Source organism: Amycolatopsis vastitatis (assembly GCF_002234595.1).
Lineage (GTDB): Bacteria > Actinomycetota > Actinomycetes > Mycobacteriales > Pseudonocardiaceae > Amycolatopsis > Amycolatopsis vastitatis.
The window spans coordinates 264,074-289,519 of record NZ_NMUL01000039.1 but is presented as its reverse complement, the minus strand read 5'-3'; the positions used below and the strand labels follow the sequence as shown (position 1 = coordinate 289,519).

Genomic DNA, 25,446 nt, shown 5'->3' with positions numbered 1-25,446 from the left:
TGGCGTCCAGCGTTCCGCGGCTGCCGCGGTAGGTGTATCGGTGATCTGTTCTCGCAGGCGTTTGAGCTCGGGTCCCGGTCCGATTCCGAGCTGCTCACCCAGCGCGTTTTCGATGCGCTGGTAGGCCAGCAGCGCCTGGGCGCGGGAACCTGATCGGTGCCACGCCAGCATCAACAGACCGGCGAGCCGCTCGCGAAGGGGGTGCTCTTCCGTCCACCGTGTCAGCTCATCGGTAAGCTGCCGATGCCGGTCGAGCTCGAGCTCGAGCTCGACGCACTCTTCGTAGGCAGCCAGCCGTTGTTCGTGCAGCCCGGTGATCTGCGGGATCAGTCCCGGGCAGTCAAGACCGGCCAAGACGGCGCCTCGCCACAGCCTCAGTGCGGCACGGAATTCGTTGACAGCTTCCGTGTTGCTTGACGTTTTCCGTAATTTTCGGGCTCGGTCGAGTCGATCCGTGAAGTCGATCATGTCCAGCTGTGCAGCTGCTGTCAACGAATATCCGGCCGCCGTCGACTCGATTACTTGCGCATTCGCGGCCAAGGCACTTCGAAGGTTCGACACTGCGTTGCGGATCTGCTTCTCGGCGCTGGCAGGAGGTTCGGTCTCCCAGACTACGTCGATGAGTGTCTCGATCGGGACGACGTGGCCGTGCGCAAGCAGGAGAGCGGCGAGGACTTTCTGCTGCTTCGGTCCACCGAGTGTTAGACGTTGGTCACCATCAGTTACTTCCAAAGGCCCCAGTACGCCAAATCTCATACCGCCCCCTCCTTCGACGGACCCGATCATGACAACGATAGCAAGATCGAGGACGTGTCGAGGATGGAACAAGGACCGCGTGGGGCAGCATCATTCGGGGCTGGTCGCGTCGTTGTGGGGTGACTGTCAGTCAAGCCGGCAGAAGGGGCTCGCGAGGTGTCTGAACGTGGAAGTTGACCGGCCGAATGGTCGATAGTGATCCGCGCAGCGGCGGAGCCGGCGTTGCAACGCGAAAGCCGGGATCGGGATAGAGGTGACCGCGGCAATCCGGAGAAGCACCAAGCGCTGGGTGGCGCGCCGGAAGCGTCCGGCCGGAGTGCTTGCCGACTGGGAGCTCGCCACGGCTTGACGGCGAAGACACTTGACGGGTCGAGCAGCTCGCCGTCACGAACGCAGCCCTGGCGTCGATGCCGGCTGCCCGCCCGGCATGGGGATCCTCGGTGGGCCACGCTGGGTCTTCGTGACGCAGTTGTGCCGCGATTTGACCAGTCCGCCGAGGGCTCTTTCGTGGATGGGGCTCGGCAGCGTGCGGAGCAATTGCGAATATTTTGTGGGAATTGTCCATAAATCGAGGGGTGTTTGTGGTGTCGAATAGCGAGTCGATGTCCGAAGGTAGATCCGGCCTTGCCGGGTATCTGATCACTCAGCGCGCAGCACTGCGCTGGTCGCAGGAAGAACTCGCCAACCGCTCGTCCGTGAGCGTTCGGACTATTCGGAACATCGAGACCGGCGCCACCCGGTCGCCCCGGCGCGCCTCGGTTGAGCTTTTGCTGACGACAATTTCTGGAGCGGGTGGCGCCCTGCCGATGTCGGTCAAAAGCAGGGCCGGCCAAGGTTGGGCCGGATTGTGCATCAATCTAGATCCGCTGGTTGGCCATGCGGGTGAGGTCGAGAAGTTGGTGGACGCCCTGTGGCAGAGCCGTTGCTTGACACTGACCGGCCCCGGCGGGGTCGGGAAGACCCGGCTGGCCGTGGAGGTCGCGGGGCGGGTTGCTCGACGCGATGCCGAACCGATCGTCGTCATCGGCGCGGAGGCGGTGGCCGGAGTCGACTTGGAGATCGGTGAGCTGACACGCGAGCTCGACATGGATGGCGAGAAATTTCGCGGCATCGTGTTGTTCGACGGCGTCGAACGGGTTCTGGACGAGGCTGTCGACCTGGTGTGGCGGTTGCTCGGTGCGTACCCCGGTATCCGGGTGCTGATCACGTCGCGTCGAACTTTGCTCTTACCGGGGGCGGCCGTCTGTGAAGTCCGGCCTTTCGGGGCGAGCGAGGACCCCTCTGGTGAGTATGCGGCAAGATTCCTGTTCCGACGGCTTGCAGTGCTGTGTCCGACCTTGGATCTCAGCAGCCGGCTACCGGCGGTCCTGAGGTTATGCAAGCTACTTGACCACATGCCCGACGCGTTGGAGGCCGCCGCCGTCTGGTTGCGTTCCGCGTCTTTGGACGCCTTGTTGCAGACCGACCCGATCGAGGCGGTACTCGGACAGTCGACGGGTCGCGGTCTGCCGCACCAGCGCACGCTGGCAGGCAGCGTCGGTTGGAGTGTGGACATGCTCGACCCGAGGCACCGTGCGATGCTTCGCGTGTTGTCGGCGTTGCCGGGTCCGTTCACCGTCGCGGAGGTCTTCCGTGAGGCGGAGCGCGTGCAGGCGGTCGGTCAGGACGTCGTTGCCCAGCTGGCCAAGCTGGTGGAACTCTCGCTCGTACAGGTGCGGCGCGGTCCGGAATACGCCTACGACGTGCTCGGCTACGTCCGGAGGTTCATGAGGTCCGCGTCGGTGAACCTGACCGGTCAGTAACGGGCGGCCACAGGTGGTTCGGGGCGAGGGCGCTCGGTGTGTACACGCCGAGTGAACTGATCAGCATTCGAAGCTCGAGCGCCAACGCCTCGACCAGCTGTACCAGACCGTGGCGAGGGTTTTCGTCCACGGCGATCAAGGCGGCCCGCCCCAGGCCGACCGACCGCGCCCCGAGGGCCAGGCATTTCACTGCGCGGGTCCCTTCCCAGATCCTGCCGGAACTCAGCAGGCAACCGGACGAGCCTCGAAGCAGGTCCAAGCAAACCCCAAGCGGCAGTCCGACGCTCGTGAGAAACGCCTTGGGCGCCCAGCCTGTGCCGGCTTCCGCACCGTCGACCGTCACCGCGTCGGCTCCGGCTTCCCAAGCCACCGTAGCGGCGTGGGCGATGTCGGACGCGGGGGGCAGTTTGACCCACACTCGAGCGCGTGGGAAGTTGTTGCGCATCATGCGCACCTGGTTGACGAGTATCTCCTCGGTGAAAGTACCCGGAATGCTCGTGCGCAGGCAGGCGGTGGCCGATCCGAAGAGCGAATGGGTCGCATACTGTGAGGTGAGCGAGGCGGCGTTGCGGACGTCGACAACGGTCATCCCGCCCAACCCGGGTTTCGCGCCCTGCCCGACCTTGAGCTCGAACCCCAGTCGCTCCGACCGCAGGAGCGGCTCGGTGGCGAGATCACTGTAGATGTCATTCCAGACCTCGGCGTCGGCGTCCTCGGTGGATTGCTGGACGACCACGCCGCCGGCACCGTCCGGTAGGGCGTCCAGATAGGCATCCACTCGATCGGCCAGTACGGATCGTGCGGCGGAGCGAGAACCGTGGATCGGAACCACATTCTCCCCGACGACCATGGGTAAACCCAGGCTGCCCGCTTGCCTGCTCGCCTCCACCGCGTGGGAGGCGCTGCCCAGCTGGGTCGAGCCGAAGGCGGAGAGGTAGACCGGCAACGGCGACCGGAACCCGCCGATCCCGGTACTGAGGTCAACGTCGTGAAAAGCCGGTTCGCGGCCGAGTTCGACCATTTTGGCCAGCCGGTCGGGCATGAAGGCGGGCGGAACGATGCGAAGAAGGGCAAGAGGATCCCCGGTGAGTTCGGCAACCGCGGACTGGCCGTAGACGTCATGGCCGTACCCCTCGAGTGGCGGGAAGATCGCGGCCGGTCCGGTGCGGGCTCGTTCGCGTACTTCTGCCTCCGGGAACCCGGCGGCGTGCAGCTGCCTCATGTTCCCAGCTGTCCGGGAACCTTGGGGTACGCGGTCGTTTGCCACAGGTAGTCCAATCCGGTGATGAATCGGGTCAGCCGCTCGAGGCCGAGTCCGAATCCCGAGCTGGGCGGGATGCCGTCGCGGAGCACGTCGAGGTACCAACGGTACTTCGCCGGGTTTTCTCCGGTCTCTCGCATTTTGGTGACCACTCGCGTGTAGTCGTGCTCCCGCTCGCCGCCACTGGCCAGCTCGCCGAAGCCGCCGGGCGCGAGGAGATCGAAATTGCGCAGAACGTCACGCTCGTCGGGGTCCTGACGGTCGTAGAACCCGCGGGACCCGCGCGGATAATGAGTTATGAAGAATGGTCCGGCTGCCTTTTGTGAGAGCAAAGCCTCGCCTGACCAGCTGATCTCCGCATGGAGATCCTGCGTGTGCTGCAGATCGTGCAACCGGGTCACGGCCTCCCGGTGGGTAAGCGTTTCGAACGGCTCGTCGAGCAGCGAGACAAGGTTCGCCGGGTCCCTGCCGAGTGCGGTGAGATCTGAGGTGCACACGTCGGTGACGTGATTCACCACGTGCACCACGAGTCGTTCGAGGAGCTCCTGGGCGTCCGATCGGGACACGTGCGCCAGCTCGACATCGATCTGGTTGAACTCCACCAGGTGCCGGGCGGTGTCAGCAGTTTCCGGTGGTTCGGCACGCAGGTTCGCGGCGACGCAGAAAAGGCGTGACGTCGCGGTGAGCGATGCCTGCTTGTAGAGAATTGCGCTGGTCATCAGTTTGTACCGGTGGCCGTAGAGGCTGACGTCGAGCTGCTTCGCGCCGCGCACGCCGGGATCGGTCACCGGGCCGACGACCGGCGTCGGCAGCTCGATGCATCCTTCTTGCCGTAGGAAGGCGCGAGCGGCCACCAGGACCTGGTCCTGGACTCGCAGCGCCCGCTGAGTGACCGGTGAGCGCAGGTGCTGACCGGGCGGCGGCGGGAACCGACGGTCGGGGTCCGTCATGAGAGGCTCGGTTCAGCGGGTGTCATGCCAGGTGCTCCAATCGTCGCGGCGCTGTCGTACTTACGGCGAACGTAGGACAGGCACTCGAGCAGACCTCGTGAGCTCAGGTCCGCCTCTTCGGTGGTCTCTCGGTGGATTGGCAATGCCCCGGTTGCGGCCCAGCGGAGTTTTCCGCGTGCGTCGATGAACGCCCTCGTCGCGCCGGCGTTGTCGGGGTGCAGGCAGTAGGGTATGTCCAGGTGCCCCTTGGCGAACGCGAGGATCAGCGCGGCCCCGATGTCATGCCCGAAGCTCAGAACGGCGTCGAGGAACAGTCGTGCTTCCCTTTCCACTCCGGTGTCCTCCACCTCCGGCCGGTGGCCGAAGTGACAGCGCTCGGCCGTTCGTGCCGCTCGTTCCAGGGCAGCTACGTTTTCTGCTACTGTCGGTATGCGGTGTGCTTCGGCGCTGGTCTTGACGATGAGCCGCGCCGCGCCTTCCTCGACCGCCAATCGGGTCGCGTCGTCGAGCATGTGTTCGGCGCCGGAGCGGGTGGCCGGGTACACCCCCATGTAGGCGTAGAGCACGATGTGCCAGTCCACCTCCGGCAGGTACTCCCCGGCAAGGCGACGCAGCGCGCGGATCGCCTCCCGGTCCTGGTCGGCATCGGTTTGTTGAGCGTAGCTGAGCGAAACGCTGCCGATCCCGTGCTGCACGAAGAACATCGCTTCGAGGATGCTGAGCGCCACCAGGAGGCCGGGCGGGCACAATTGTCCCATCATGCAGCCGCCGAACGTCTCCAGATGCGGCCGGCTGCCCTGGCCGCGGGCGGCGGCGAGCGTTTCGGTGGCGACGGCCCAGTTGCGCACGGAATCGCGGAGCGGAAAGCGGCCGTAGGGAAGGCAGTAGGATACCGGGCCACCTTCGGTGGCGTCTATGCCCGCGTCGATCAGCGCAACCACGATCCGCTGGGGTACTGGAGAGCCGTGGCGCACCTGGACGGGGAAGTCAGGGGTCTGCAGTCCGTCGAGGACGGCCCGGGTGACGTCGGTCCCCGTCGTCACCAACGGATATCCGTTGAGGTCGACGCCTTCGAGGACGGCCAGCGTCGCCGACTCGAGGTCGTCGAGGCGGGTGTAGCTGTCGACGCTGATGGTGCCGACTGTGGTCGCGGCCGCGTGTTTCGTGGCTAGCAGGCCCTCTCGCATCACGCGCGGGTCGGACATGCCCATCCGGGGTTGCACCACGAGCCGGCGTCGAGCGGTGGCAGCGGCCACGGCATCTCCGAACGATCCGGGCACTGCGGTGTTCATTTCGCGCCTCACACTACGAGCGTTGCGAGCAGGGTCTGTAGGCGGCTCATGCCGTCCTCCCCGTCGAGCACGGCACTGAAGCCTTCTGAGAGTAGCCGTTCCCGATACCGGCGGCCGCCGAGGCCGATCCCCAGCTTGCCGCCGATGACCACTCGGGTCGCGCGCAGGGACGGCACCGCGCGAAGCGCGCGGATCAGCTGTAGACCGTCATTGACGCCGTGGCCGTTCACTGTGCTGACCACGATGAGGTTGGGTACCACGCTCGTCGCTTCAGCGATGACCAGCCCGACAGGCGGACAGGGGCCGAGGTTGAGCACTGCCAACCCAGATTCTTCAAGCCATCTCTGGAGGAACACGAGGTTCCAGGTGTGCGCGTCCGAGGCGGTTGTGGTCAGAAGCGCGGTGGGGCCTGACGAGCTTAAGTCCTGGCTTATTGTGGACGTGCTGGTCCTGCGGCCGAACTGCTGTGCGTCGGGCCTCATCAGTCCTGCCTTTCCTGGGATTTCCTGTAATGCTCGCAGCATCCTCGGCAGCCCACCAGGAATGTGCCCGGCAACTCGTATGGAGTTGCCCCTCGGGCCGGGCACCTTGATTCCGGACAGTGGTCTGGAGGGGATGTCCTGATGTCGCATTCGAGGTATCCGGAGCAGTTCCGCCGGGATGCGGTGCGGTTGGACGACTCGAGTGATCGACTGTTGCGGCAGGTCGCGCGGGAGCTGGGGTCAACCACGACCCCTGCGGTCCTTGGTGAACGTGGCCTGTCCGGACACGGAGGCTGGGCCACCGGCCAGGATCCGGCGGGAACGATGAGGTGGCGCGGTTGCGGAAGCGGGTCGTCGAGCTTTACGTGAAGAAGGAGATCCTGCGGGAAGCGACCAAGTGGGTGGATCGGCTGACGAGCGAACACGGCCTGGCCGCGATCAGCCGCCGCAATGCCGCGCCACCACCCGCGGTCTCATGGAACCGGAGGCGGTGTCCCACGTCGACCGCGACGTCCAATACGCCAGTGGCCAGTCCCGCACCGCCTTCACCTCGTACCGGATCACCCGCCGGCCGGTCGCTACTCCAGTTACAAGCGGCCGCACCCACGGTCTTCCGATTCGCGCGTGTCAGCTCTTCCCCGGCCACCGGGCAGTCCGCACCGACCGGCTGAAGGTGGCGCAGGCCACGCCGAGCAGGAGGATCGAGGCAAGGGTCAGCAGGGTTGTCCGCGGGGTCGAATAGTTCATCAGCATCCCGGCACCGATCATGCCGATCGGCAAGCTGAGGCTCAGGAGGGTGAACACACCGCTCAGCGCCTGTCCCCTCCGCTCGTCGGGAATCTGGCGGATGACGAGGACGTCGAGGAGCACCCGTACCTGTGGCAGGCCCAGTCCGAAGCACAGGCACATCAGCGCCGCCCACAAGGGCCCCAGCGGCAAGGCTAGCCCGGCCAGGGTGGGCACCTGGGCGAGCCCGACCACGAGGAGGAGGGCACCGGGACCTAGACGCCGCTGGAGCGGTGCCACGAGCACCGTGCCCGCCAGCGCGCCGGTGGCGAACCCGGCGACCACGAGGCCGACCAGCCAGGGCGCGATGCCGTGCTGTCGCAGCAGTACGATCGTGACGAGCTGGGCAATCCACGCCACGGAGTTGATCAGCATGAGAACCAGGATCGCGGCCCGCATGGTTCTCTCCCGCAGCGCTGCGGTCAGGCCCTTCAGCACCTCGCCGGAAGCGGCCGGTGACTGTGCCCTGGCCGGTAGCCGGACCAGCCACGTCAGCCCGGCGGACACCATGAACAGGGCCGTGGCAGCCAGCAACGGGAGTACGGGGGACAGGGCGAACAGCACGCCGCCCAATGGTGGGCCCGCGAGCTCGGCGGCGTTGTTCCGGACTTCCTCGCCAGTGACCGCGGCGGTCAGTTGTTCGTCCGGGACGCTTGCCCGGACGAGGAGCATCCGTGCGGTGCCGACGGTCTGCATGCTGCCCAGGACCGCCGCGGTCGTGATCACGTGGGCGATCGTGAGCTGGCCGAGCCACAGGGCGAGGGCGAGCGTGACTAGCGCGGCCGCACGGGCCGTCTCGGCGAGCACGAGCAGCTTCCGGCGGTCGTAGCGGTCGAGCAGCCAGCCCGCCGGAGCCCCGCACAGGACGGTGGTGGTGGTCTGAACAGCAGCGAAGACACTGGTCAACGCGGCGGACGACCACGTCCCCAAGATCAGCAAAGGCATTGCCGTCTCGAGCGCGAACAGGCCGAGGAAGGCGCCGGCGGACCCCGTCCACAGCAGCCGGTAGTTGCGGTTTCGGTGCAGCGGGGTCACCGTGTGCCCGGTCGGAGTCGTCACAAGCCCTCCCCATTCAGCGGATCGACAACATTCATGCTAGCGTGAATGGGTCGAGGCCGCGAGAGGCACGCGGAGAGGTTTGCGACGATGGCAAGATGACCGATGAGCCTGTCCCGCCCGTCGTCCCGGTCCGGTACGTGGACGACGTCGAGTCCTTGCGTGCCCTGGCCGATCCGCTGCGGCTGGCCATCGTCAACCTCTTGATGACGCGTGCTGACGTTCCCGTTGGCGGCCTCGCGGCCAAGGAGATCGCGCGCGAGCTCCAGGTCTCGCAGACGCGCCTGTACCGGCATCTGAAGCAGTTGGTCAGCGTTGGTCTGGTCCAGGTGGCGAGCAGCAGGCTGGTCAGCGGGATCGTCGAGCAGGGCTACCGGGCCGGCCAGCGGTCGGTGCGGATCGAAGAAGCCTTCCTCGGTGAGGCCGCGGCCTCCGACGAGGTACTGCGCACCTTCGGTGCGGTGCTCGACCGGCACCGCAGCGACCTCTTCCGCGCTATCCGCGCCGGACACGCTCGGATCGGTGGCTATGACGGCCAACTCCCACCGTCCACCGTCGCGGCCCTGGACGTCCGGCTCTCCGTCGAGCGGGCGGAGTCGTTCGCGAAGCGGCTCTCGGCGCTCGTTGCCGAATTCGCCGAGGCCGAAAGCGATCCGGACGGCGTACCGACGGCGATGGTGGTCGCCTACTACACCACACCCGATCCGCGCTGACCGGCCGCGGTGTTCAACGTCGCGCCAGCAACATCCCGAACTGCAACCCCGTGGTGTCCACCCGGGGATCTGTTTCGGCTTCCGAAAGACACGGCGTCCTCGGTTCGATCATTTCGATACCGACGGGATTGGGGTCAGCGGACCTGAACACCGGACAGGCGGAGAGCGAGCCGGCGATGGTCGTCCGCCGTGCCGACGCTCACGCGGAGCCGGCCCGGCAAGCCGGACGAGCGCAGTGCTTGACCCTGTATATGGTCGCCCGGCAACGCGTCCAGCACCGGGCTGGCACGCCCGCCGCGGCGGCGAGGCCGACCGCGTCGATGGGCATGAACCGCCTGGCGGGCGCCAGTTCGGCGATCAGCCCGGCCTCCGCGATGAGGCAACCCACGCGGATGCCTGCCAGCCCGAATGCCTTCGCGAAGCTGCGGTATACCACGAGGCCGCGGCCCGGGCGAGCGCCGTTGAGCACGCTCGGCGCGCCGGAGAACTCTTGGTAGGTCTCGTCGAGAAAGAGGACCAGCGCTGGACGTTGGCGCGGGTGGCCGATCTGATCGCGCGGTTGTTCCATATCCGCTACACGCTGCGTGGGGTGTCGTATCTGTTGCACCGCATGGGGTTCTCTCCGCAGGTTCCGGCGCACCGGGCGATCGAGCGGGACGAGGAGGCCATCACCACATGGCGGCGGGAGGTGTGGCCGGCGGGAAAACGGTAGCGGCGGAGCAGGGTGCGTGGCTGTGTTTCGAGGACGAAGCCGGTCAGACTCTGCGTCCGCCGAAAGCCCGCACCTGGGGCCGGCGTGGGCATACTCCGCAGGTCCCGGTGTCCGGCAAAGGCTCAGGGCGGGTCTCGGTCGCCGGGCTGGTCTGTGTGCGGCCGGGGCATCGGTCCCGGTTGATCTATCGCACCCTGACCCATCGCGGCCGCAAGGGTGAGCGGCGCAGCTTCGCCGAGACCGACTACGCCGATCTGCTGGACGCCGCACACCAGCAGCTGGACGGCCCGATCGTGCTGATCTGGGACAACCTCAACACCCACATCAGCGCAGCGATGCGGAAACTGATCGCGGCACGCGACTGGCTCCAGGTGATCCGACTTCCGGCCTACGCACCGGACCTGAACCCGGTCGAGCACGTGTGGTCACATGTCAAGCGCGGCTTGGGGAACCTCATCGTGCGCGGCATCGACCACCTGGTCGCCGTGGTGAAGAACCGGCTCAAACGGATCCAGTACCGACCCGAACTGCTCGACGCCTTCTTCGCTCACACCGGCCTGGAACCGCCGTAATCCCAGCCATTCAACCTCTGTAGTCCGAAAATTGTGGTGACCTGGACAGGTGGTAGTTCCCGGCGGGGCGCAGCGAGGCCGGGTCGTGGTTGCTGGCTGTTCAGGCTGCGGGTTCCAGGGTGACGCGGTAGCCGAGGGCGTGCAGTTCGCGTACGTGGTTGCGGATCTTGCGGTCGGCGTTGATCCGGGTGTCGTAGTAGCCCGGACCCAGGTCGTGGAATCGGTGTCGGGGTCGGACAGCAGATGCCAGATGATGATCAGGATGGAGCGCCCGACGGCGGCGATGGCTCGTTTGGCGCCCCGTCGCCGAGCGATGCGCCGATAGTGTTCACCCAGAAATGTCTTGGTTCGACCGGCGCCGACCGCGGCCTCGCCCAGCACTCTGGCCAGGTAGGGATTGCCGTGTCCGGTGCCGGCCGCGCCCTTCTTCCTGCCCGCGGACTCCGAGACACCCGGCGCGAAGCGGGCCCACGATGCCAGATGCGCCGGCGTCGGGAACCGGCTCATGTCCACCCCGATCTCGGCGATGATGACCTGGGCTGCGGCGGTCCCGACACCCGGGATTTCATCCAGCCGGGCCACCGCGGCTGCGAAAGGGCCGATCTTGCTCTCGATGTGGTCCTGGACATCGGCGATGTCGGCGGTCAACGCATCGATCCGGGTCAGCATCTTGGTCAGCAGGAACGCATGATGATCGTCGAAACGACCGGTCAGGGCCTCCCGCAGCCGGGGGATCTTGCGGCGTAGCGAGGTCCGGGCCAGCTCGGCCAGCACGCCCGGGTCACGCTGCCCGGTGATCAACGCGGTCATCATCGCCCGGCCGGACACTCCGAAGACGTCCGTCGCCACCACGGAGAGCTTGATCTGAGCGTCTTCCAGCAGCTTCTCCACCCGTTGTTTCTCGGCGGTGCGGGTGGCTACCAGGTCCCAGCGGTAGCGGGTCAGGTCACGCAGGACCCGGATCGGTGCCGGCGGGACGAAGCTGGCGCGCAGCATCTGCCGCTCGGCGACCTTGCACAGCCAAACCGCGTCCAGCCGGTCGGTTTTGGGGCGACCCGGTAGATGCTTCACGTCCCGGGCATTGACCAGCCACACGTCCAGCCCGGCTGCTTCCAGCAGGTAGAACGGTGGTTTCCAGTAGTCGCTGGTGGCTTCCATCACCACCCGGGTCACGCCCAGTCCGTGTAGCCAGTCCGCAAGCCCCAACAGCGCGGGAGTCATCGTGGAGACGGTGCGGACCTCCTGCGAGCGTCGAGCGCGAGGGCCAGCGCCCGGCACTCGCACGCAACACACCAGTTCGGCCTTGCCGATATCCAATGCCGCGATCCGCTGCACGATCTCTTGATCATCGGTTGTCTCGTCCATCGCACACCACCAGTTCGCACCGACAGGCCGATCGCCCGTGGGAACCGCTGGGGAACAGCGAATCTAGTCCTCGTGCTCGCAGCAACAGTGAAGGGCCCATCGACGCGGTTCCCGGCACCCGACTAACCGACGGCCTCTCCGGACCAAGGACACACGACGTCGACGGGCGACCGGAGCACCAATTTTCAGCCCGGGAAGAGGCCGCCCGCCAGGGCGACCAATGACTAACCGGCGCGGTCGGGATAGGCGTCGAAACCGAGTTGCGGCGCCCAAGCTCGGTCCACAAGACGCGAGGCGATGTCCACGGCCTCGTCCACCCCGCGGTCAGGACGAGCTCGTCCTGACCGACGCCGGAGTGTTCGGCCGCCGGCGCGCCGACTTCGGCGAGAAGACCGCGGGGGCAACGGTGCAACCGCTGGACGGCGTCGACGGCGCGAGCGACCGCCTCGGGCGGTGGGCCGAGGGGCTCTCGTTCCAATCCAGCAGCATGCCGTCGCCGGAGATGATGCATCGGTCCATCGCGGCCTCCTGGATCGCGGCCGGGGGTTCCGGTCCGCACCGACGTTCGCGGGATTCGATCGTCATCGGCCAGGCAACATCCCAGGCAACAAGCTCGGGTCGAGGTTGCCGCTGCCCTCGTGCCAGTTGCCGGGCATGTGTCCTCGAACGCCGGCCCGGTCGCTGGAACCGTGGAAGGTCCGGAGCCGCTTTGCGGCCCCACGGTCACAGCAGGAGGCTGAACCGGCTCATGAGCACGATTCATGAAGCACTGCGAGCGCGAACCAATCGCACGCCGGGCGCGATCGCCGTGGCGTGCGGTGACCACGAGCTGAGCTATGCCGAGCTGGACGCCGCCGCGGACCGGCTCGCGGCCCGGCTGCTCCGCTTCGAGCGAACGGGACCAGTCGGAGTCCTGCATCGGCGTTCGGTGTATCACGTGGTCGCCCTTTTGGCCGTGCTCAAGATGGGCGAAGCCTACGTCCCGATCGATCCCCGGCTGTCCCCGGCCGCGCGTGCCGAGTTCCTCCGCGATGCGGGCGTGCGGATTCTGCTCAGCGACGGAGCGCCGTCGGACGCGGACGCTGCGCTCGGGTTGCCGATCGTCGATGCGAGAGCCGATGAGGCCGGCGGCGTGCCGGTGGATGTGGGACGCGTGCCGCCGGACGCACTGGCCTACCTCATGCGGACCTCGGGATCGAGCGGCCGTCCGAAGGTGATCGGCATCAGCCACCGCAATGTGGTCGACCTCGCGGCGGACCCGTGCTTCGGTGCGGAAGAGAAGCTTCGTGTGCTGCTCCACTCCGCAGAAGCGTTCGACGCCAGCGTCTTCGAGCTGTGGGTGACGTTGCTCAACGGCGGACAGGTCGTGCTATGGCCGGAGCCGGAGCTGGATATCGCCACGTTGTCGCGACTCGTCACGGGGCTGCAGCTCACCAGAATCTGGCTCACGGCGGGCGTCTTCGCGGCGGTCGCCGCCGAGCACCCGAAGGCCCTGCGGGGGCTACGAGAGGTTTGGACCGGAGGCGACGTCGTTCCCGTGGACGCAGTACGTCGTGTCCAGGCGGCGGGTCCAGGAATATCGGTGGTCAACGGTTATGGCCCCACGGAGACCACGGTGTTCGCGACCAGCCACGCCGTCGACGATCCGGTCGGCTTCACTTCGGATGTGCCGATTGGGCGGCCACTGCTCGGTGTTCGAGCCTACGTGCTGGACGACAACCTGTGGCCGGTACCGCAGGGGCAGATCGGCGAACTCTACATCGGCGGCGCGGGAGTCGCGCGCGGGTACGAAGGGCAGCCCGCGATGACCGCGGAACGGTTCGTCGCCGATCCGTTCAACGGCGAAGGCAGCCGGATGTACCGCTCCGGCGACCTCGTCCGCGTTGGCGCGGATGCCGTGCTGCACTTCGCCGGGCGTGCGGACGACCAGGTCAAGATCCGCGGTTTCCGGGTCGAGCCGGGCGAGGTCGAAGCGGCATTGCTGCGATTTCCCGACGTGGCTCGCGCAGCCGTCACCGTCCGCGAAAGCGGCACCGGGCAACGGACACTCGCGGCGTATGTGGTTCCAGCCGAGGGATGCGCTCCGGAACCGGCCGAACTGCGGGCGCGACTCGGCGCACACCTGCCCGACTACCTGGTCCCGGAAACAGTGCTGCCGATGGTGTCGTTCCCGGTCACGGCCAACGGCAAGCTCGACCGCCGCGCGTTGCCGGATCCGCCGGTGCCAGGACGCGCTCGTGGAAGCGGGACGACACCCGGCACCCGGCGCGAGGAGCTGTTCGCCGGCCTGGTCATCAGCGTGCTCGGCATTGCTGAAGCGCCGGTCGATCAAGGCTTTTTCGAGCTGGGGGGTGATTCCATCTCGGCGCTGCGGCTGGTCGCCCGCGCGGCCGGCGCCGGCTGGGGCATCACCTTGCGTGACGTGTTCGCCTGGGGCACCATCTCGGAACTCGCAAAGGCAGCGCGGCCGGTCCGGCCCCTCGAGACAACGGCGGTTCCCGAACTCGAGCCCGTGCCCCTCGATGATGACGAACTGGCGATGGTGCAGTCGGAACTGGGGAGTGACGCGTGAGCCGGCCCGAGGTCGCGGAAGTTCACCCGCTCGTACCTCTTCAAGCGGGAATGCTCTTCCACAGCCTTTACGACGAGAACAGCACGGACGTCTACATTGTCCAATTCGCGTTGGAGCTCACCGGTCCTTTGGACGTGAGCTTGCTGCGCGAATCGTGCGAAGTCCTGATCGGGCGCCACGCCGCATTGCGCTCGGCGTTCGTCCACCGCCGGACGGGTGAGCCGGTGAGAGTTGTCGCCAAAGAGGTTGCGATCCCGTGGCGCGAGTACGACCTGACCGCAGCGGGCGCCGGGGAACAACAGTCCCGCGAAGACGACGTCCTGGCCGACGAGCGGGCGCGGCGCTTCGCCATGACCCGCCCGCCGCTAGTGCGCTTCGCCTTGATCCGGTCGGCACCGGAAAGGGCAGTACTCGCGATAACGGCGCACCATACGATCCTCGACGGCTGGTCGGTGCCGCTGGTGCTCGGAGAACTGCTCGAGCTGTACGCTCACGGCGCCGATCCGTCGGCGCTCCCGCCGGTGACACCCTACGTCGGCTATCAACGCTGGCTCGACGCTCGCGACGATGTCGCCGCCGGGAATGCCTGGCGGGCCGCGCTTTCCGACCTGGCTGGTCCCACCCTTGCCGCACCGGGCGCCGGCCTCGGTGTTCCCGCTGCACCTCGCCGTCTGACCGCGGTGCTGCCCGAAGCCGAAGTCGTGCTCCTCGGCGACGTCGCCCGCAGCCGGAACCTCACCCCGAGCACGATCCTGCAAGGGGTGTGGGCGTTGGTGCTCAGCGCCATGACGGGTGTTCGCGATGTCGTCTCGGGCATTCAGGTCACCGGTAGGAACGCGGAAGTGGCCGGTATCGAACGCCTGGTCGGGATCGTGATGAACACCGTGCCGATGCGTGCTCGCCTGAATCCGGCGGAGTCGGCCGCCGAGTTCTTCGCACGCCTGCAGTTCGAACAGGCCGGCCTGTTCGAACACCATCACCTCGGCCTTCCCGATGTCCAACGTGCGGCTGGTTTCGAAGGGCCGCTTTTCGACACCGCCTTCGTATACGAGAACATTCCCCATGATGCCGCGGACCTGGCGAGTATCGTGCCAGGTCTGGCGGTGAGATTGCTGGACGACGACGCGGATCCGGAAGCCACGCACTATCCGTTGAACTTCGTCGTCTTCCCGGGTCCGTCCCTGCGTTTCGAACTGGGGTACCGGCCGGACGTCATTTCGGGAAGAACCGCGTCGATCTGGCTGGATCTCTACCTCGAGACGTTGCGGCGGATCCTGCGCGACCCGAACCTGCCGCTCGGTCGGCTGCCCGCGCTGCCCGAACAGGACGAGGTCGGCTCGACCGGTACCTTGCCGCCGGTTTCGCCGTCGCCGTCATCGCTCGTCGACGTCTTCAGCGGACAGGTCGAGCGAACTCCCGATGCCATCGCGATGGTGGCGGACGGCCGCCGCATCACCTTCGGTGAACTGGGTGTGCGTGTCGAGCGGCTGGCTCGCGAACTACGTCGGCACGGTGCCGCGCCGGACCGGTTCGTGGCTGTCGCGGTGCCGCGCTCGGCCGATGCTCTCGTCGCCGTGCTGGCGGTCCTCCGGTCCGGAGCGGCGTACCTGCCGATCGATCCCGACCAGCCGGGCGGTTGGATCGCCGGGGTTCTCGCCCGGACCGATCCGGTTGTCGGGCTGACAACCGCGGATCTGACCGGGGCGTTGCCCGGGATACCCGGCGGCCGATGGATATCCGGTGTGGACGGGGATGGTGCGGGGAGCGACGCCGCGTTGCCGCCGCACTGCGTCGGGCGTGCGCTCGCGTATGCCATTCCGACCTCCGGGTCCACGGGGCAACCGAAGATCGTTCTGGTCGAGCAGCACAGCCTGAGCAACATGTTCCACAGTCACGAACGGCACTACTACGCGAAAGAGGCAACGGGAAACACCCGTCTCCGAGTCGCCTTGACCCACGCGATGACGTTCGACGGGTTCTGGTCATCATTGTTCTGGATGGTCGCCGGGCACGAGCTGCACCTCCTCGACGACACCGTGCGCAAGGACACCGAGGCACTGGTCGCCTACGTGCATCAGCACGCCCTCGATGTCGTGGATACCACGCCCAGCCACGTGGAACTGCTGCTGAGCGGAGGCCTGCTCGAAGAACCTGGGCTGCGGGTGCTGGCTTTGGGCGGGGAGCCGATCTCACCGGAGTTGTGGTTGCGGTTGCGACGCGCCGACGTGTCGGCCTATAACATGTACGGACCGACCGAATGCACCATTGACCCGCTGTACTGCCGGATCGACGATGTCGAGCGGCCCAGCATCGGTGAACCCGCGGACAACAACCGGATCCACGTCCTCGACACCTTTCTCCGGCCGGTGGCCGAGGGAGTGGTCGGTGAGCTGTACATTTCCGGAGAAGGCGTGGCCAGGGGTTATGCCGGGCGTCCGAGTGCGACCGCCGAACGATTTGTGGCTTGTATCGCCGGCAACGGCGAGCGGATGTATCGCACCGGCGACCTCGTGCGCCGGGAATCCGGTGGCGAGCTGTGCTTTGTCGGTCGCGCCGACGACCAGGTCAAGATCCGCGGGTTCCGGGTGGAGCCCCGTCAGGCCGAGCTGGTGATCACGGCGCTGCCGGAAGTGGCGCAGGCGGCCGTCGTCGTCCGCGCCGATCAGTTCGGTGAGCCCCAGCTCGTTGCGTACGTCGTGCCCGCTCCGGGGAGCTCGGTCGACCCACACGGTGTGCGCACCGAGGTGAGTTCGGTCCTGCCGGCATACCTGGTGCCCGCGGTGGTCGTGCCGTTGGACGTGCTCCCGACGACGACATCGGGCAAGTTGGACCGGCGCGCGTTGCCGGCGCCGAAGTGGACGTCCGAGGCGGCCCGAGCCGCCAGGACGCCACTGGAGGCAGTCGTCGCGGAGGCGTTCGCGGCGGCGCTCGACGTTGCAGCGATCGATCCGGACGACGATTTCTTCCGCCTGGGCGGACATTCACTGCTGGTCACGAAGCTCGTCGGACGGCTGCGATCGGCACTGCGAACCGAGGTCAGCGTCCGGGATGTTTTTGACCACCCCACCGCGGCCGGGCTCGCTCTACTGCTGGACGGCCGGGCCGGGCGGGTGGCGCCGCCGCGCATAGCGCCCCGCCGGCGTCCGGCCGAGCTGCCGCTGTCCGGTCCGCAACGGAGACTCTGGGGGCTGGCGCAGATCGACGGTACCAGTGCCCCGTACAACGTTCCCTCGACGTGGCGCCTTCGCGGTGGCATCGATCGCGTCGCTCTGGCCTCGGCGATCGGTGACGTGGCACTTCGGCACGAGGTCCTGCGTACGGTGTTCCCGGCTACGAACGGCGAGCCGCGTCAGCAGATCCTGGACCGGCTTCCCAGGGTCGAGTTCCTGGAGTGCGTTGACGAGAAAGAGCGGCGAAGCCGCATCGCCGAGGCCGAACGCGCCCCCTTCGACCTTTCCGGGGAACTGCCGATCCGGGTTCGGCTCTACAGCGTCGGCGAGCAGGACCATGTTCTGTCCGTGGTGATCCACCACAGCGCAACAGACGGATGGTCGGCCGGCCCATTCGCCCTTGATCTCGCAGCGGCCTATGAAGCGCGGGTGGCGGCAACCGCGCCGGCGTGGTCTCCGCTGCCGGTTCAATACGCCGATTACACGCTGTGGCTCGAAGAGTTCCTGAGCACTCCGCGTGACTCCGGCACCCTGCGTACGCAACAACTGCGCTATTGGTGCGCTGCCCTCGCCGGGCTGGCCACCGTCACGAACCTGCCGACGGACAGGCCGCGGCCGGCTCGCCGAAACCACGACGGTGACCATGTGCGCGCTGTTTTGGGCACGTCGTCGCACCACGCGTTGCGGGACCTCGCTCGGCAACACAACGTCACGCTGTTCATGGTGGTCCAGGCAGCGCTGAGCCTGGTGCTGTCTCGCCTCGGTGCCGGCTCCGACATTGCTGTCGGGACCCCGAGCGCGGCCAGGACCGACCCCGCGTTGGACGGGATGATCGGCTTCTTCGCGAACACGATGGTGCTACGCACGGACGTTTCGGGCGAAATCACTTTCGCGGAACTACTCACCAGAGTTCGTGAAGCGGATCTCGAGGCGTTCGCGAACGCCGATGTCGCGTTCGACGAAGTCGTGGGAGCGATCGACCCGGTCCGGCTGCCGTCGGTCCATCCTCTGTTCCAGGTGGTACTGGTCGCGCGCGACACCGGAGCGCCCGCTCTGGAGCTGACCGGTTTGGCGGTCGAGGAAGAGCCTCCGGCGCACGTGGCAGCTCGGTTCGACCTGACCTTCGAGTTCGGTGTCGTGTCCGGTGACGAACTGGAGCTCGCCCTCGTCTACGCCGTCGACCTGTTCGATCGGGCGACTGCGAAGGCCATGGTGGACCGCCTCGGTCAAGTGCTGCGGACGGTCGCCGACGCCCCCGCCATTCCGCTCCGGGAGGTGGACGTCCTCCTGCCGGAGGAACGAGGGCGGATCGCCAAGGCCGCCGTCGGCCGGTCGCCCGGCGAGTGCCTGCACGAAGTGTTCCAGGACCGGGCTCGGGCCACGCCCCAGGCGATCGCCGTCATTGCCGGCGACGAGCGGCTCACCTACGCCGAACTGGCCTCCCGCGCCGACCGCCTCGCCAGCCACCTGCTCGCGCGGCCCCTCGCCGGCCCGGTCATCGGCATCCACCTGGACCGTGGGCCGGAATTGGTCGTGGCTCTGCTGGCCGTACTCAAGGCCGGTCGGGCGTACGCGCTGCTGGACGTGGAGTTTCCACCGGAGTGGGTGGCCACCGTCGCCGGCGACTCCGGAATGAGCTTGGTGCTGTCCACTTCCGCGCGCGCCCGGACAGTCGAGTGGCGCGGCGTCGAAGTTCTGGACTTGATGGCCGAGGCACCTCTGCTCCCCGCCACATCCTCCTCGAGCCCCGCTGTTTCGGTGGACCCGGATGCACCGGCTTGTGCGATGTTCACCTCCGGTTCGACCGGCCGGCCGAAATGCGTCCTCGCCCCGCACCGTGCCCTGACCGGCACCTACCTCGGCCAGGACTACCTGAGTTTCGGCGCGGACCAGGTGTGGCTCCAGCTGTCACCGGTCTCCTGGGACGCGTTCGCGCTGGAGGTCTTCGGCGCGCTGCTTTTCGGTGGCACGACGGTGCTGTACCCGGGTGCGCAGATCGACCTCGACACGGTCGCGCACCTCGTGGCCGAACACGGGGTGACGTCCTTGCAGCTGTCGGCAAGCTTGTTCAACCTCCTCGTGGACGAACGGCCGGAGGTGTTCGACGGACTGACCCAGGTCATGACCGCCGGTGAGGCCGCGTCGGCAAGCCACGTCGCCACCGTGCTCGCCCGGTGCCCGCGATTGCGAGTCGTGAACGGTTACGGTCCGGTTGAGACACTGGGATTTTCCACCGCCCACGACATCGTCCCGGCCGATGTCGAACGCGGCTCGATTCCCATCGGGCATCCGGTGACGGGCAAAGCCGCCTTCGTGCTCGACCGGGAGCTGCGGCCGGTGCCGGACGGTGTGCCCGGCGAGTTGTACCTTGGGGGAGTGGGGCTGGCCCGCGGCTATCTCGGCCTGGCGGCCGGCACCGCCGCGCGCTTCGTGGCTTGCCCGTTCGACCCGGCCGGGGCACGGATCTACCGCACCGGCGATCTCGTCCGCCGGACCCGAACCGGGGTTCTCGAGTACCTCGGCCGGCTCGACGACCAAGTCAAGGTCAACGGGTTCCGCGTGGAACCCGGCGCGGTCGAGCAAGCTCTGTCGGGCATTTCCGGCGTGCGGCGTGCGGCGGTGGTGGTGCGCGACGACCGATGGGGAAAACCTGCGCTGACAGCGTACGTGGTGGGTACGGACGTCGACCCGCCGCGCCTTCGTGCGGCTTTGTCGGAGGTGCTGCCCCGGCACCTGGTCCCCACGGCTTTCATCGGACTGGCCGACCTGCCGCTGACCGCCAACGGGAAGCTCGATCGGGGTGCGCTCCGGCAACCGCACTTCGAAACCGACGGGGGGCGGCGGCGCCCGGTGGCCACCTCGGAGGAAGCGCTACTAGCCACCTTGTTCTCCGAGGTACTCGGCGTTCCGGAAGTGGGGCCGGACGATGACTTCTTCGCCTTGGGCGGCCACTCGGTGTCGGCGATCCGGCTGGCTGCGCGAGCTCGTTCCGCGAACCTCGTGGTCACCGCGCAGCAGGTGTTCGCGCACCCGACCGTCGCCGATCTGGCGACGCACGTGACGCGACCGGATCCGGGCGACTCGCAGCCGCACCTGGACGGCTTGCTCGAACTGGACGCCGACGAACTGGCCGAGGTCACCTCCTGGCGTAACGCCACCACTCCGGACCCGGCGGAAAGCGAGTGAACGTGCGCGACCCTGTTGCCGAAGAAGTCCTGCCCTTGTCGTCCCTCCAGGAAGGACTCTTCTTCCACGCTCAGCACGACACGCAGGGCCCTGATGTCTACCTCGTCCAATCCGGACTGATGCTGGAAGGAGCGATCCGGGAGCAGGAGCTCCGGGCCGCATGCGGTCGCGTGGTGCAGCGCCATTCCGCGTTGCGGGCGGGTTTCCTCGGCTTGTCCTCGGGACGGATCGTCCAGATCGTGCCCGCCGCCGTCACCGTGCCGTTCGAAGTGACAGATCTCTCCCACGTTCCGGCCGCCCGGCAGCGAAGCGAGCTGACCGATCTGCTCGATCGCGACCGCCTCCGGCGGTTCGACCTCGGGAACGCTCCCGCCCTGCGATTCCTCCTGGTCCGGCTGGGGCGACGACGTGCGGCTCTGGTGCTGTCGATCCACCACATCCTGGTGGACGGCTGGTCCATGTCCGTGTTGTGGCGCGATCTCATGCGTGCGTACTCGGGGGTCGAGCTGGCGCCGCCGGCGAACTACAGCGCCTACCTGGCCTGGCTCGGCCGGCAAAACCGCACCGACGCCACCGAGGCATGGCGGTCGGCGCTGGCGGGGCTGGACGAGCCGGCGCTGGTTGTCCCCGACGCGGGCGAGCGGACCGCCGCATTGCCGTCGAGGATCGTCACCGACTTGCCGGCCGGCCTGACGGCCGCACTCGACCGGGTGGCGCGGGCACGGCGGCTGACGCTGAACACGATCGTGCAAGGCGTTTGGGGTCTGTTGCTGTCGAACCGGCTCGGCAGGCGTGACGTCGTGTTCGGGGCGACCGTATCGGTCCGGCCGGCGGAGGTACCCGGAGTCGAGGACATGGTCGGCCTGCTGGTCACCACCGTCCCCGTCCGGGTCACCGTCGATCCGGGAGAACCGCTCGCGCGGATGTTCGCCCGGATTCAGCAGCAGCAGTCGGCCCTGACCGCGCACCACCATCTCGGCCTGGCGGACATTCAGCGGGCGGTCGGACTGGGGGACCTTTTCGACACGGTCATCGTGTTCGAGAGCCATCCGGCAGGAGAGCCGGAGGGTTCCGATGCTCTCCGAGCCACCGCGCTGCCTGACGACAGCGAGTCCGGGGTCATGCATTACCCGCTCAGCCTTGCCGTTCACCCCGGAGAACAGTTGTCGCTGCACCTCAGCTTCCGGACCGACCTGATCGACCGGGACGCTGTCGACCGGCTCGCCGCGGAACTGGTGAGCGTCATGGAAACCGTGGCGGACGATCCGGATCGCGTCGCCGGCCGGCTCGAGCGGGCGCCCGCCGGTACTGGCGCGCGGTTCGCCGGAGCCGACAGTCCAGCCGTTCGTCCGGTGCCGCGCACGACGCTGCCCGAACTGTTCGAGGAGCAGGCCGCCCGGACGCCCGGAGCGACCGCGGTCGTGCACAACGGGCGCACGTTGACTTACCGCGAGCTGGACCGGTGCGCAGCCCGGCTCGCCCGGACCCTTCGGCTGCGCGGCGTCGAACCCGGACACGTCGTGGCGGTTGCCCTGCCCCGCTCCCTGGAACTGATGATCGCGTTGTACGCCGTGCACAAGGCAGGCGCCGCGTACCTGCCCGTCGATCCGGATCTCCCGGCGGAGCGGGCCGAGATCATGTGTGCCGACGCCCGAGCGACCGTCACCGTGACCGAACGAACCTACGAGGAGCTGGTGAAAGACGAGCCCGGCCGGCTCACGCTCGGTGCCGCCGCGCCCGAGGACGCTGCTTACGTCATCTACACGTCGGGTTCCACCGGACGACCCAAAGGGGTCGTCGTGCCCCACAGTGCGATCGTCAACAGGTTGCTGTGGATGCAGGACCACTTCGGGCTGGAGCCCGGCGAGCGGGTACTGCACAAGACACCAGTCGGCTTCGACGTGTCCGTGTGGGAGCTCTTCTGGCCGTTGCTGGCCGGTGCCACCGTCGTTCTGGCCGATCCGGGCGGGCACACCGATCCCGCTTACCTGGCGCGGCTGATCGAGAGGGAGAAAGTGACCACCGCTCATTTCGTGCCGACGATGCTGGATGCGTTCATCCGGGCACGTGAAACGACAGGGACCAGGTTGCGCCGTGTCATTTGCAGCGGTGAACAGCTCGATCGGGAGCTGGCCGGTCGCGCCCACGCCGTGCTGGGAGTGGCCCCGCACAACCTGTACGGCCCGACCGAGGCCGCCGTCGACGTGACTGCCTGGCAGTATGATCCGAGCGACCGGCGCACCGGTGTCCCGATAGGACTGCCGATTTGGAACACGCAGGTTCACGTGCTGGACCACAACCTGCACCCGGTTCCGGCCGGGGAAACCGGCGAGCTGTACCTGGCCGGCGCAGGGCTGGCGCACGGCTACACGGGCCGGCCGGACTTGACCGCGGATCGGTTTGTGGCCTGCCCGTTCGGCGCCTCCGGTGGCCGGATGTATCGCACCGGCGACCTGGGACGCCGTGGTCCGGACGGGGTACTCGAATACCAGGGGCGGGTGGACGACCAGGTGAAGATTCGTGGCGTCCGGGTCGAACCGGACGAAGTCTCCGCCGTGCTGGCCGGCCACCCGGCGGTGCGCAGGGCACTGGTCGTCGCGCGTAAGGCGCCGACGAGCGGGAACCGTCTGGTGGCCTACGTGGTTCCGGCGGAGGCGGCTTCGGCCGATCTCCGGGGTTACCTCGAGGCACGGCTGCCTTCCTACCTGGTCCCCACGGCTTTCGTCGGTCTTGGCTCCATACCGGTGACCGCCAACGGGAAGGTGGACCGGCGCGCTCTGCCGGAGCCTGTGAAGCGTGACGGGCCGCCCCCGCGGTGCCCGCAGGACGCCGGTGAGCGAGCGCTGAGCGCAGCCTTCGCAGAGGTCCTCGGCGTTGCGGAGGTCGGGACGGGCGAGGACTTCTTCGAACTCGGCGGCGACTCGATCTCGTCGATCCACCTGGCAGTAAAGGCACGCGAAGCGGGTTTTGTGGTGACCACGCACGACATCTTCCGATATCGCACCGTCCGGGAATTGATCGCACACGCTCGTCCAGGTGACCGTCCCCGGGATGTGGAGCCCGTCCCGGCGGCAATGGCGCTCGCACCGGCGGAAGCCGAGACCCTCGACCGGCAGTACCCGGAACGGGAGGCCGTCTGGCCGCTCTCCCCTTTGCAGGAGGGCCTACTCTTCCACGCGGACTGCAGCGCCGGCGAAGTCGACGTGCACGTCGTGCAAATCGCGCTCACGCTGACGGGAGAGGTCCGTGCGGCCGACTTGCGCGCGGCGTGGCGAGCCTTGGTGCGCAGGCACGGGGCCCTGCGGGCGGCCTTCCCCCGTCTCCCGTCCGGGCGGCCGGTGCAGGTCCTGCCGAGCGGGGTGGATCCGGTCTGGAGCGAGGTCGAACTCGCCGACGATCTGCCGGCCCTGCTGGCGAGTGACCGGCTGACACCGTTCGACCTGAACTCGCCGACGCCGGCGAGGCTCATGCTCGTCCGCGAAAGCTCCGGGAAAACCACGGTCGTACTGACCATGCACCACATCGTCGTCGACGGGTGGTCCATCCCGACGTTGTTGCGCGATCTTTTCGCCCTCTACAAGGGAGACGAGCTCCCCGGCCCCGCTTCCTACGGCGACTACCTGGCGTGGGTGACGAGACAGGATCGGTCGTCGGCGGTCGCTGTCTGGGCGAGCGCGCTGGCCGGCCTGAACAGCCCGGCGCTCGTGGCTCCCGGCGTCCGTTCCGCGGCGACCGCCGTGCTGCCGGCTCGGATTTCGACGCAGTTACCGGTCGAAGCCTCTCGGCGGATCGCCGCGGCCGCGAGAGCCGGGGGGATCACGGTCAACACCTTGACCCAGGTGGCCTGGTCGCTGCTGCTCGCTCGGTTGCTGGACACCGAAGACGTGGTCTTCGGGGCCACGGTATCCGGGCGTTCGCCGGAAGTGCCCGCCGTCTCCGAGATCGTCGGCCTGTTGATCAATACCGTACCAGTGCGGGTGCGGATCCGGCCGGACGAGCGGCTGATCGACCTGTTGACCCGGGTGCAGGACGAACAGTCGGCGCTGGTGGCCCAGCACCATCTGGGGCTCACCGAGATTCATCGCGCGGTGGGCCGGGCGGCCCTGTTCGACACAACTGTCGTATTCGAAAACTACCCCATCGACAAGTTCGGCGACTACGGGCAGTCGGGACGAAATCCGCTCGGCGAGATCGGGCTGGATGTGGGGTTCGTGAAAATGGCCGCTCACGACGCCTTTCATTATCCGTTGCGCCTCATGGCGGCGTGTGATGATCGCATCTTCCTGCAGATAGACTACCGGGAAGAGTTGTTCGACGAATCTGCGGTGTGGTCGTGGATCGAGTGGCTCGTTCACGTGTTCGAGTCATTCGAAGGTGATCCGAACACGCTGATTCACCGAGTGTTGCGCGGAAAGCTCGCCGGATGTCCGATGGTGCCGGCCTCGATGCCCGATCGGCCGGGTGTGTCCGGGCATCAGCCCTCGGTGCCGTCGGAGGCGGGGGTGGAACTCATGCGTCGGCTTCGCCCGATCGCCGCTGAAGTGCTCGGGCTTCCTTCGATCGGGGACGACGAGGACTTCTTCGAGTTGGGTGCGGATTCCTTGGCCTTGGGCCGCCTGGCGGGCGCGTTTCGGGACGGAGCCGATGTGGAAATCCCGGTGCGGCAGCTGTTCGAGCGCAGCACGCTGGCGGGAGTGATCGATTTCTGTGAAGTTGCCGGTCGATTTCCTGGCCGAATGAACCCGTCTTCTGAAGACTTCGAGTGCTAGCC

General features: G+C 67.5%; 14 protein-coding genes and 1 pseudogene. 7 read left to right on the top strand and 8 right to left on the bottom strand.

The annotated features are described in order from the left end of the window. Window positions 1-756: AfsR/SARP family transcriptional regulator (locus CF165_RS50485; RefSeq protein WP_205661041.1), on the bottom strand; the 756-nt coding region annotated here is incomplete at its 3' end. A gap of 584 nt (window positions 757-1,340) precedes the next feature. Here CF165_RS50485 and CF165_RS34140 point away from each other — a divergent pair. Beyond that, on the top strand, window positions 1,341-2,558 hold the full coding sequence (locus tag CF165_RS34140; protein ID WP_143268723.1) for a helix-turn-helix domain-containing protein: 1,218 nt from the start codon (window positions 1,341-1,343) through the stop codon (window positions 2,556-2,558). On the opposite strand, the gene CF165_RS34135 is transcribed toward CF165_RS34140, so the two are convergent. From CF165_RS34135 to CF165_RS34115, 5 genes are all read right to left on the bottom strand, one after another. After that, a complete protein-coding gene (locus CF165_RS34135; protein ID WP_093951695.1) occupies window positions 2,521-3,780 on the bottom strand; it encodes a glutamate synthase-related protein in 1,260 nt (419 codons plus the stop codon). The genes CF165_RS34140 and CF165_RS34135 overlap by 38 nt on opposite strands. Further along, the gene (locus CF165_RS34130) at window positions 3,777-4,769 is read right to left on the bottom strand and encodes an asparagine synthetase A (RefSeq protein ID WP_093951694.1); all 993 of its coding nucleotides are present in this window, start codon (window positions 4,767-4,769) and stop codon (window positions 3,777-3,779) included. Before CF165_RS34130 ends, CF165_RS34135 begins: the two co-directional genes overlap by 4 nt. Next, the gene (locus tag CF165_RS34125) at window positions 4,766-6,061 is read right to left on the bottom strand and encodes a methylaspartate mutase (protein WP_093951716.1); all 1,296 of its coding nucleotides are present in this window, start codon (window positions 6,059-6,061) and stop codon (window positions 4,766-4,768) included. The genes CF165_RS34130 and CF165_RS34125 overlap by 4 nt, the downstream gene beginning before the upstream one ends. An 8-nt stretch (window positions 6,062-6,069) precedes the next feature. Continuing rightward, complete coding sequence (locus CF165_RS34120; protein WP_205661040.1) at window positions 6,070-6,543, bottom strand: cobalamin B12-binding domain-containing protein; 474 nt, start codon at window positions 6,541-6,543, stop codon at window positions 6,070-6,072. Window positions 6,544-7,170: 627 nt separating this feature from the next. Then, on the bottom strand, window positions 7,171-8,388 hold the full coding sequence (locus CF165_RS34115; protein ID WP_093951693.1) for an MFS transporter: 1,218 nt from the start codon (window positions 8,386-8,388) through the stop codon (window positions 7,171-7,173). Window positions 8,389-8,525: 137 nt separating this feature from the next. Here CF165_RS34115 and CF165_RS34110 point away from each other — a divergent pair, with 137 nt between their 5' ends. Further along, window positions 8,526-9,098, top strand: a complete 573-nt coding sequence (locus CF165_RS34110) for a helix-turn-helix domain-containing protein (protein WP_158226869.1) — start codon at window positions 8,526-8,528, stop codon at window positions 9,096-9,098. Between the two features lie 199 nt (window positions 9,099-9,297). On the opposite strand, the gene CF165_RS34105 is transcribed toward CF165_RS34110, so the two are convergent. Continuing rightward, window positions 9,298-9,705 (bottom strand): aminotransferase class I/II-fold pyridoxal phosphate-dependent enzyme, encoded by a 408-nt coding sequence (locus CF165_RS34105; protein ID WP_276209748.1) that lies wholly within the window; start codon window positions 9,703-9,705, stop codon window positions 9,298-9,300. Between CF165_RS34105 and CF165_RS53870 the strand changes: the two genes are divergently transcribed. Next, on the top strand, window positions 9,637-9,810 hold the full coding sequence (locus CF165_RS53870) for a helix-turn-helix domain-containing protein (RefSeq protein WP_205661039.1): 174 nt from the start codon (window positions 9,637-9,639) through the stop codon (window positions 9,808-9,810). The genes CF165_RS34105 and CF165_RS53870 overlap by 69 nt on opposite strands. Next, on the top strand, window positions 9,774-10,382 hold the full coding sequence (locus tag CF165_RS34095) for a transposase (RefSeq protein ID WP_093951690.1): 609 nt from the start codon (window positions 9,774-9,776) through the stop codon (window positions 10,380-10,382). The genes CF165_RS53870 and CF165_RS34095 overlap by 37 nt, the downstream gene beginning before the upstream one ends. A 100-nt stretch (window positions 10,383-10,482) precedes the next feature. Here the strand turns inward: CF165_RS34095 and CF165_RS34090 are convergent. Further along, window positions 10,483-11,747: pseudogene (locus CF165_RS34090) on the bottom strand (IS110 family RNA-guided transposase). A 748-nt stretch (window positions 11,748-12,495) separates the two neighbouring features. On the opposite strand from CF165_RS34090, the gene CF165_RS34085 reads away from it, so the two are divergent. The 3 genes from CF165_RS34085 to CF165_RS34075 are packed head-to-tail and all read left to right on the top strand — an operon-like array spanning window position 12,496 to window position 25,444. After that, entirely contained in the window at window positions 12,496-14,319 is a 1,824-nt protein-coding gene (locus CF165_RS34085) for a non-ribosomal peptide synthetase (RefSeq protein ID WP_158226868.1), read from the top strand. After that, window positions 14,316-20,675, top strand: a complete 6,360-nt coding sequence (locus tag CF165_RS34080; protein ID WP_143268722.1) for a non-ribosomal peptide synthetase — start codon at window positions 14,316-14,318, stop codon at window positions 20,673-20,675. The genes CF165_RS34085 and CF165_RS34080 overlap by 4 nt, the downstream gene beginning before the upstream one ends. Beyond that, the gene (locus tag CF165_RS34075; protein WP_093951687.1) at window positions 20,672-25,444 is read left to right on the top strand and encodes a non-ribosomal peptide synthetase; all 4,773 of its coding nucleotides are present in this window, start codon (window positions 20,672-20,674) and stop codon (window positions 25,442-25,444) included. The genes CF165_RS34080 and CF165_RS34075 overlap by 4 nt, the downstream gene beginning before the upstream one ends. Window positions 25,445-25,446: the final 2 nt, after the last annotated feature.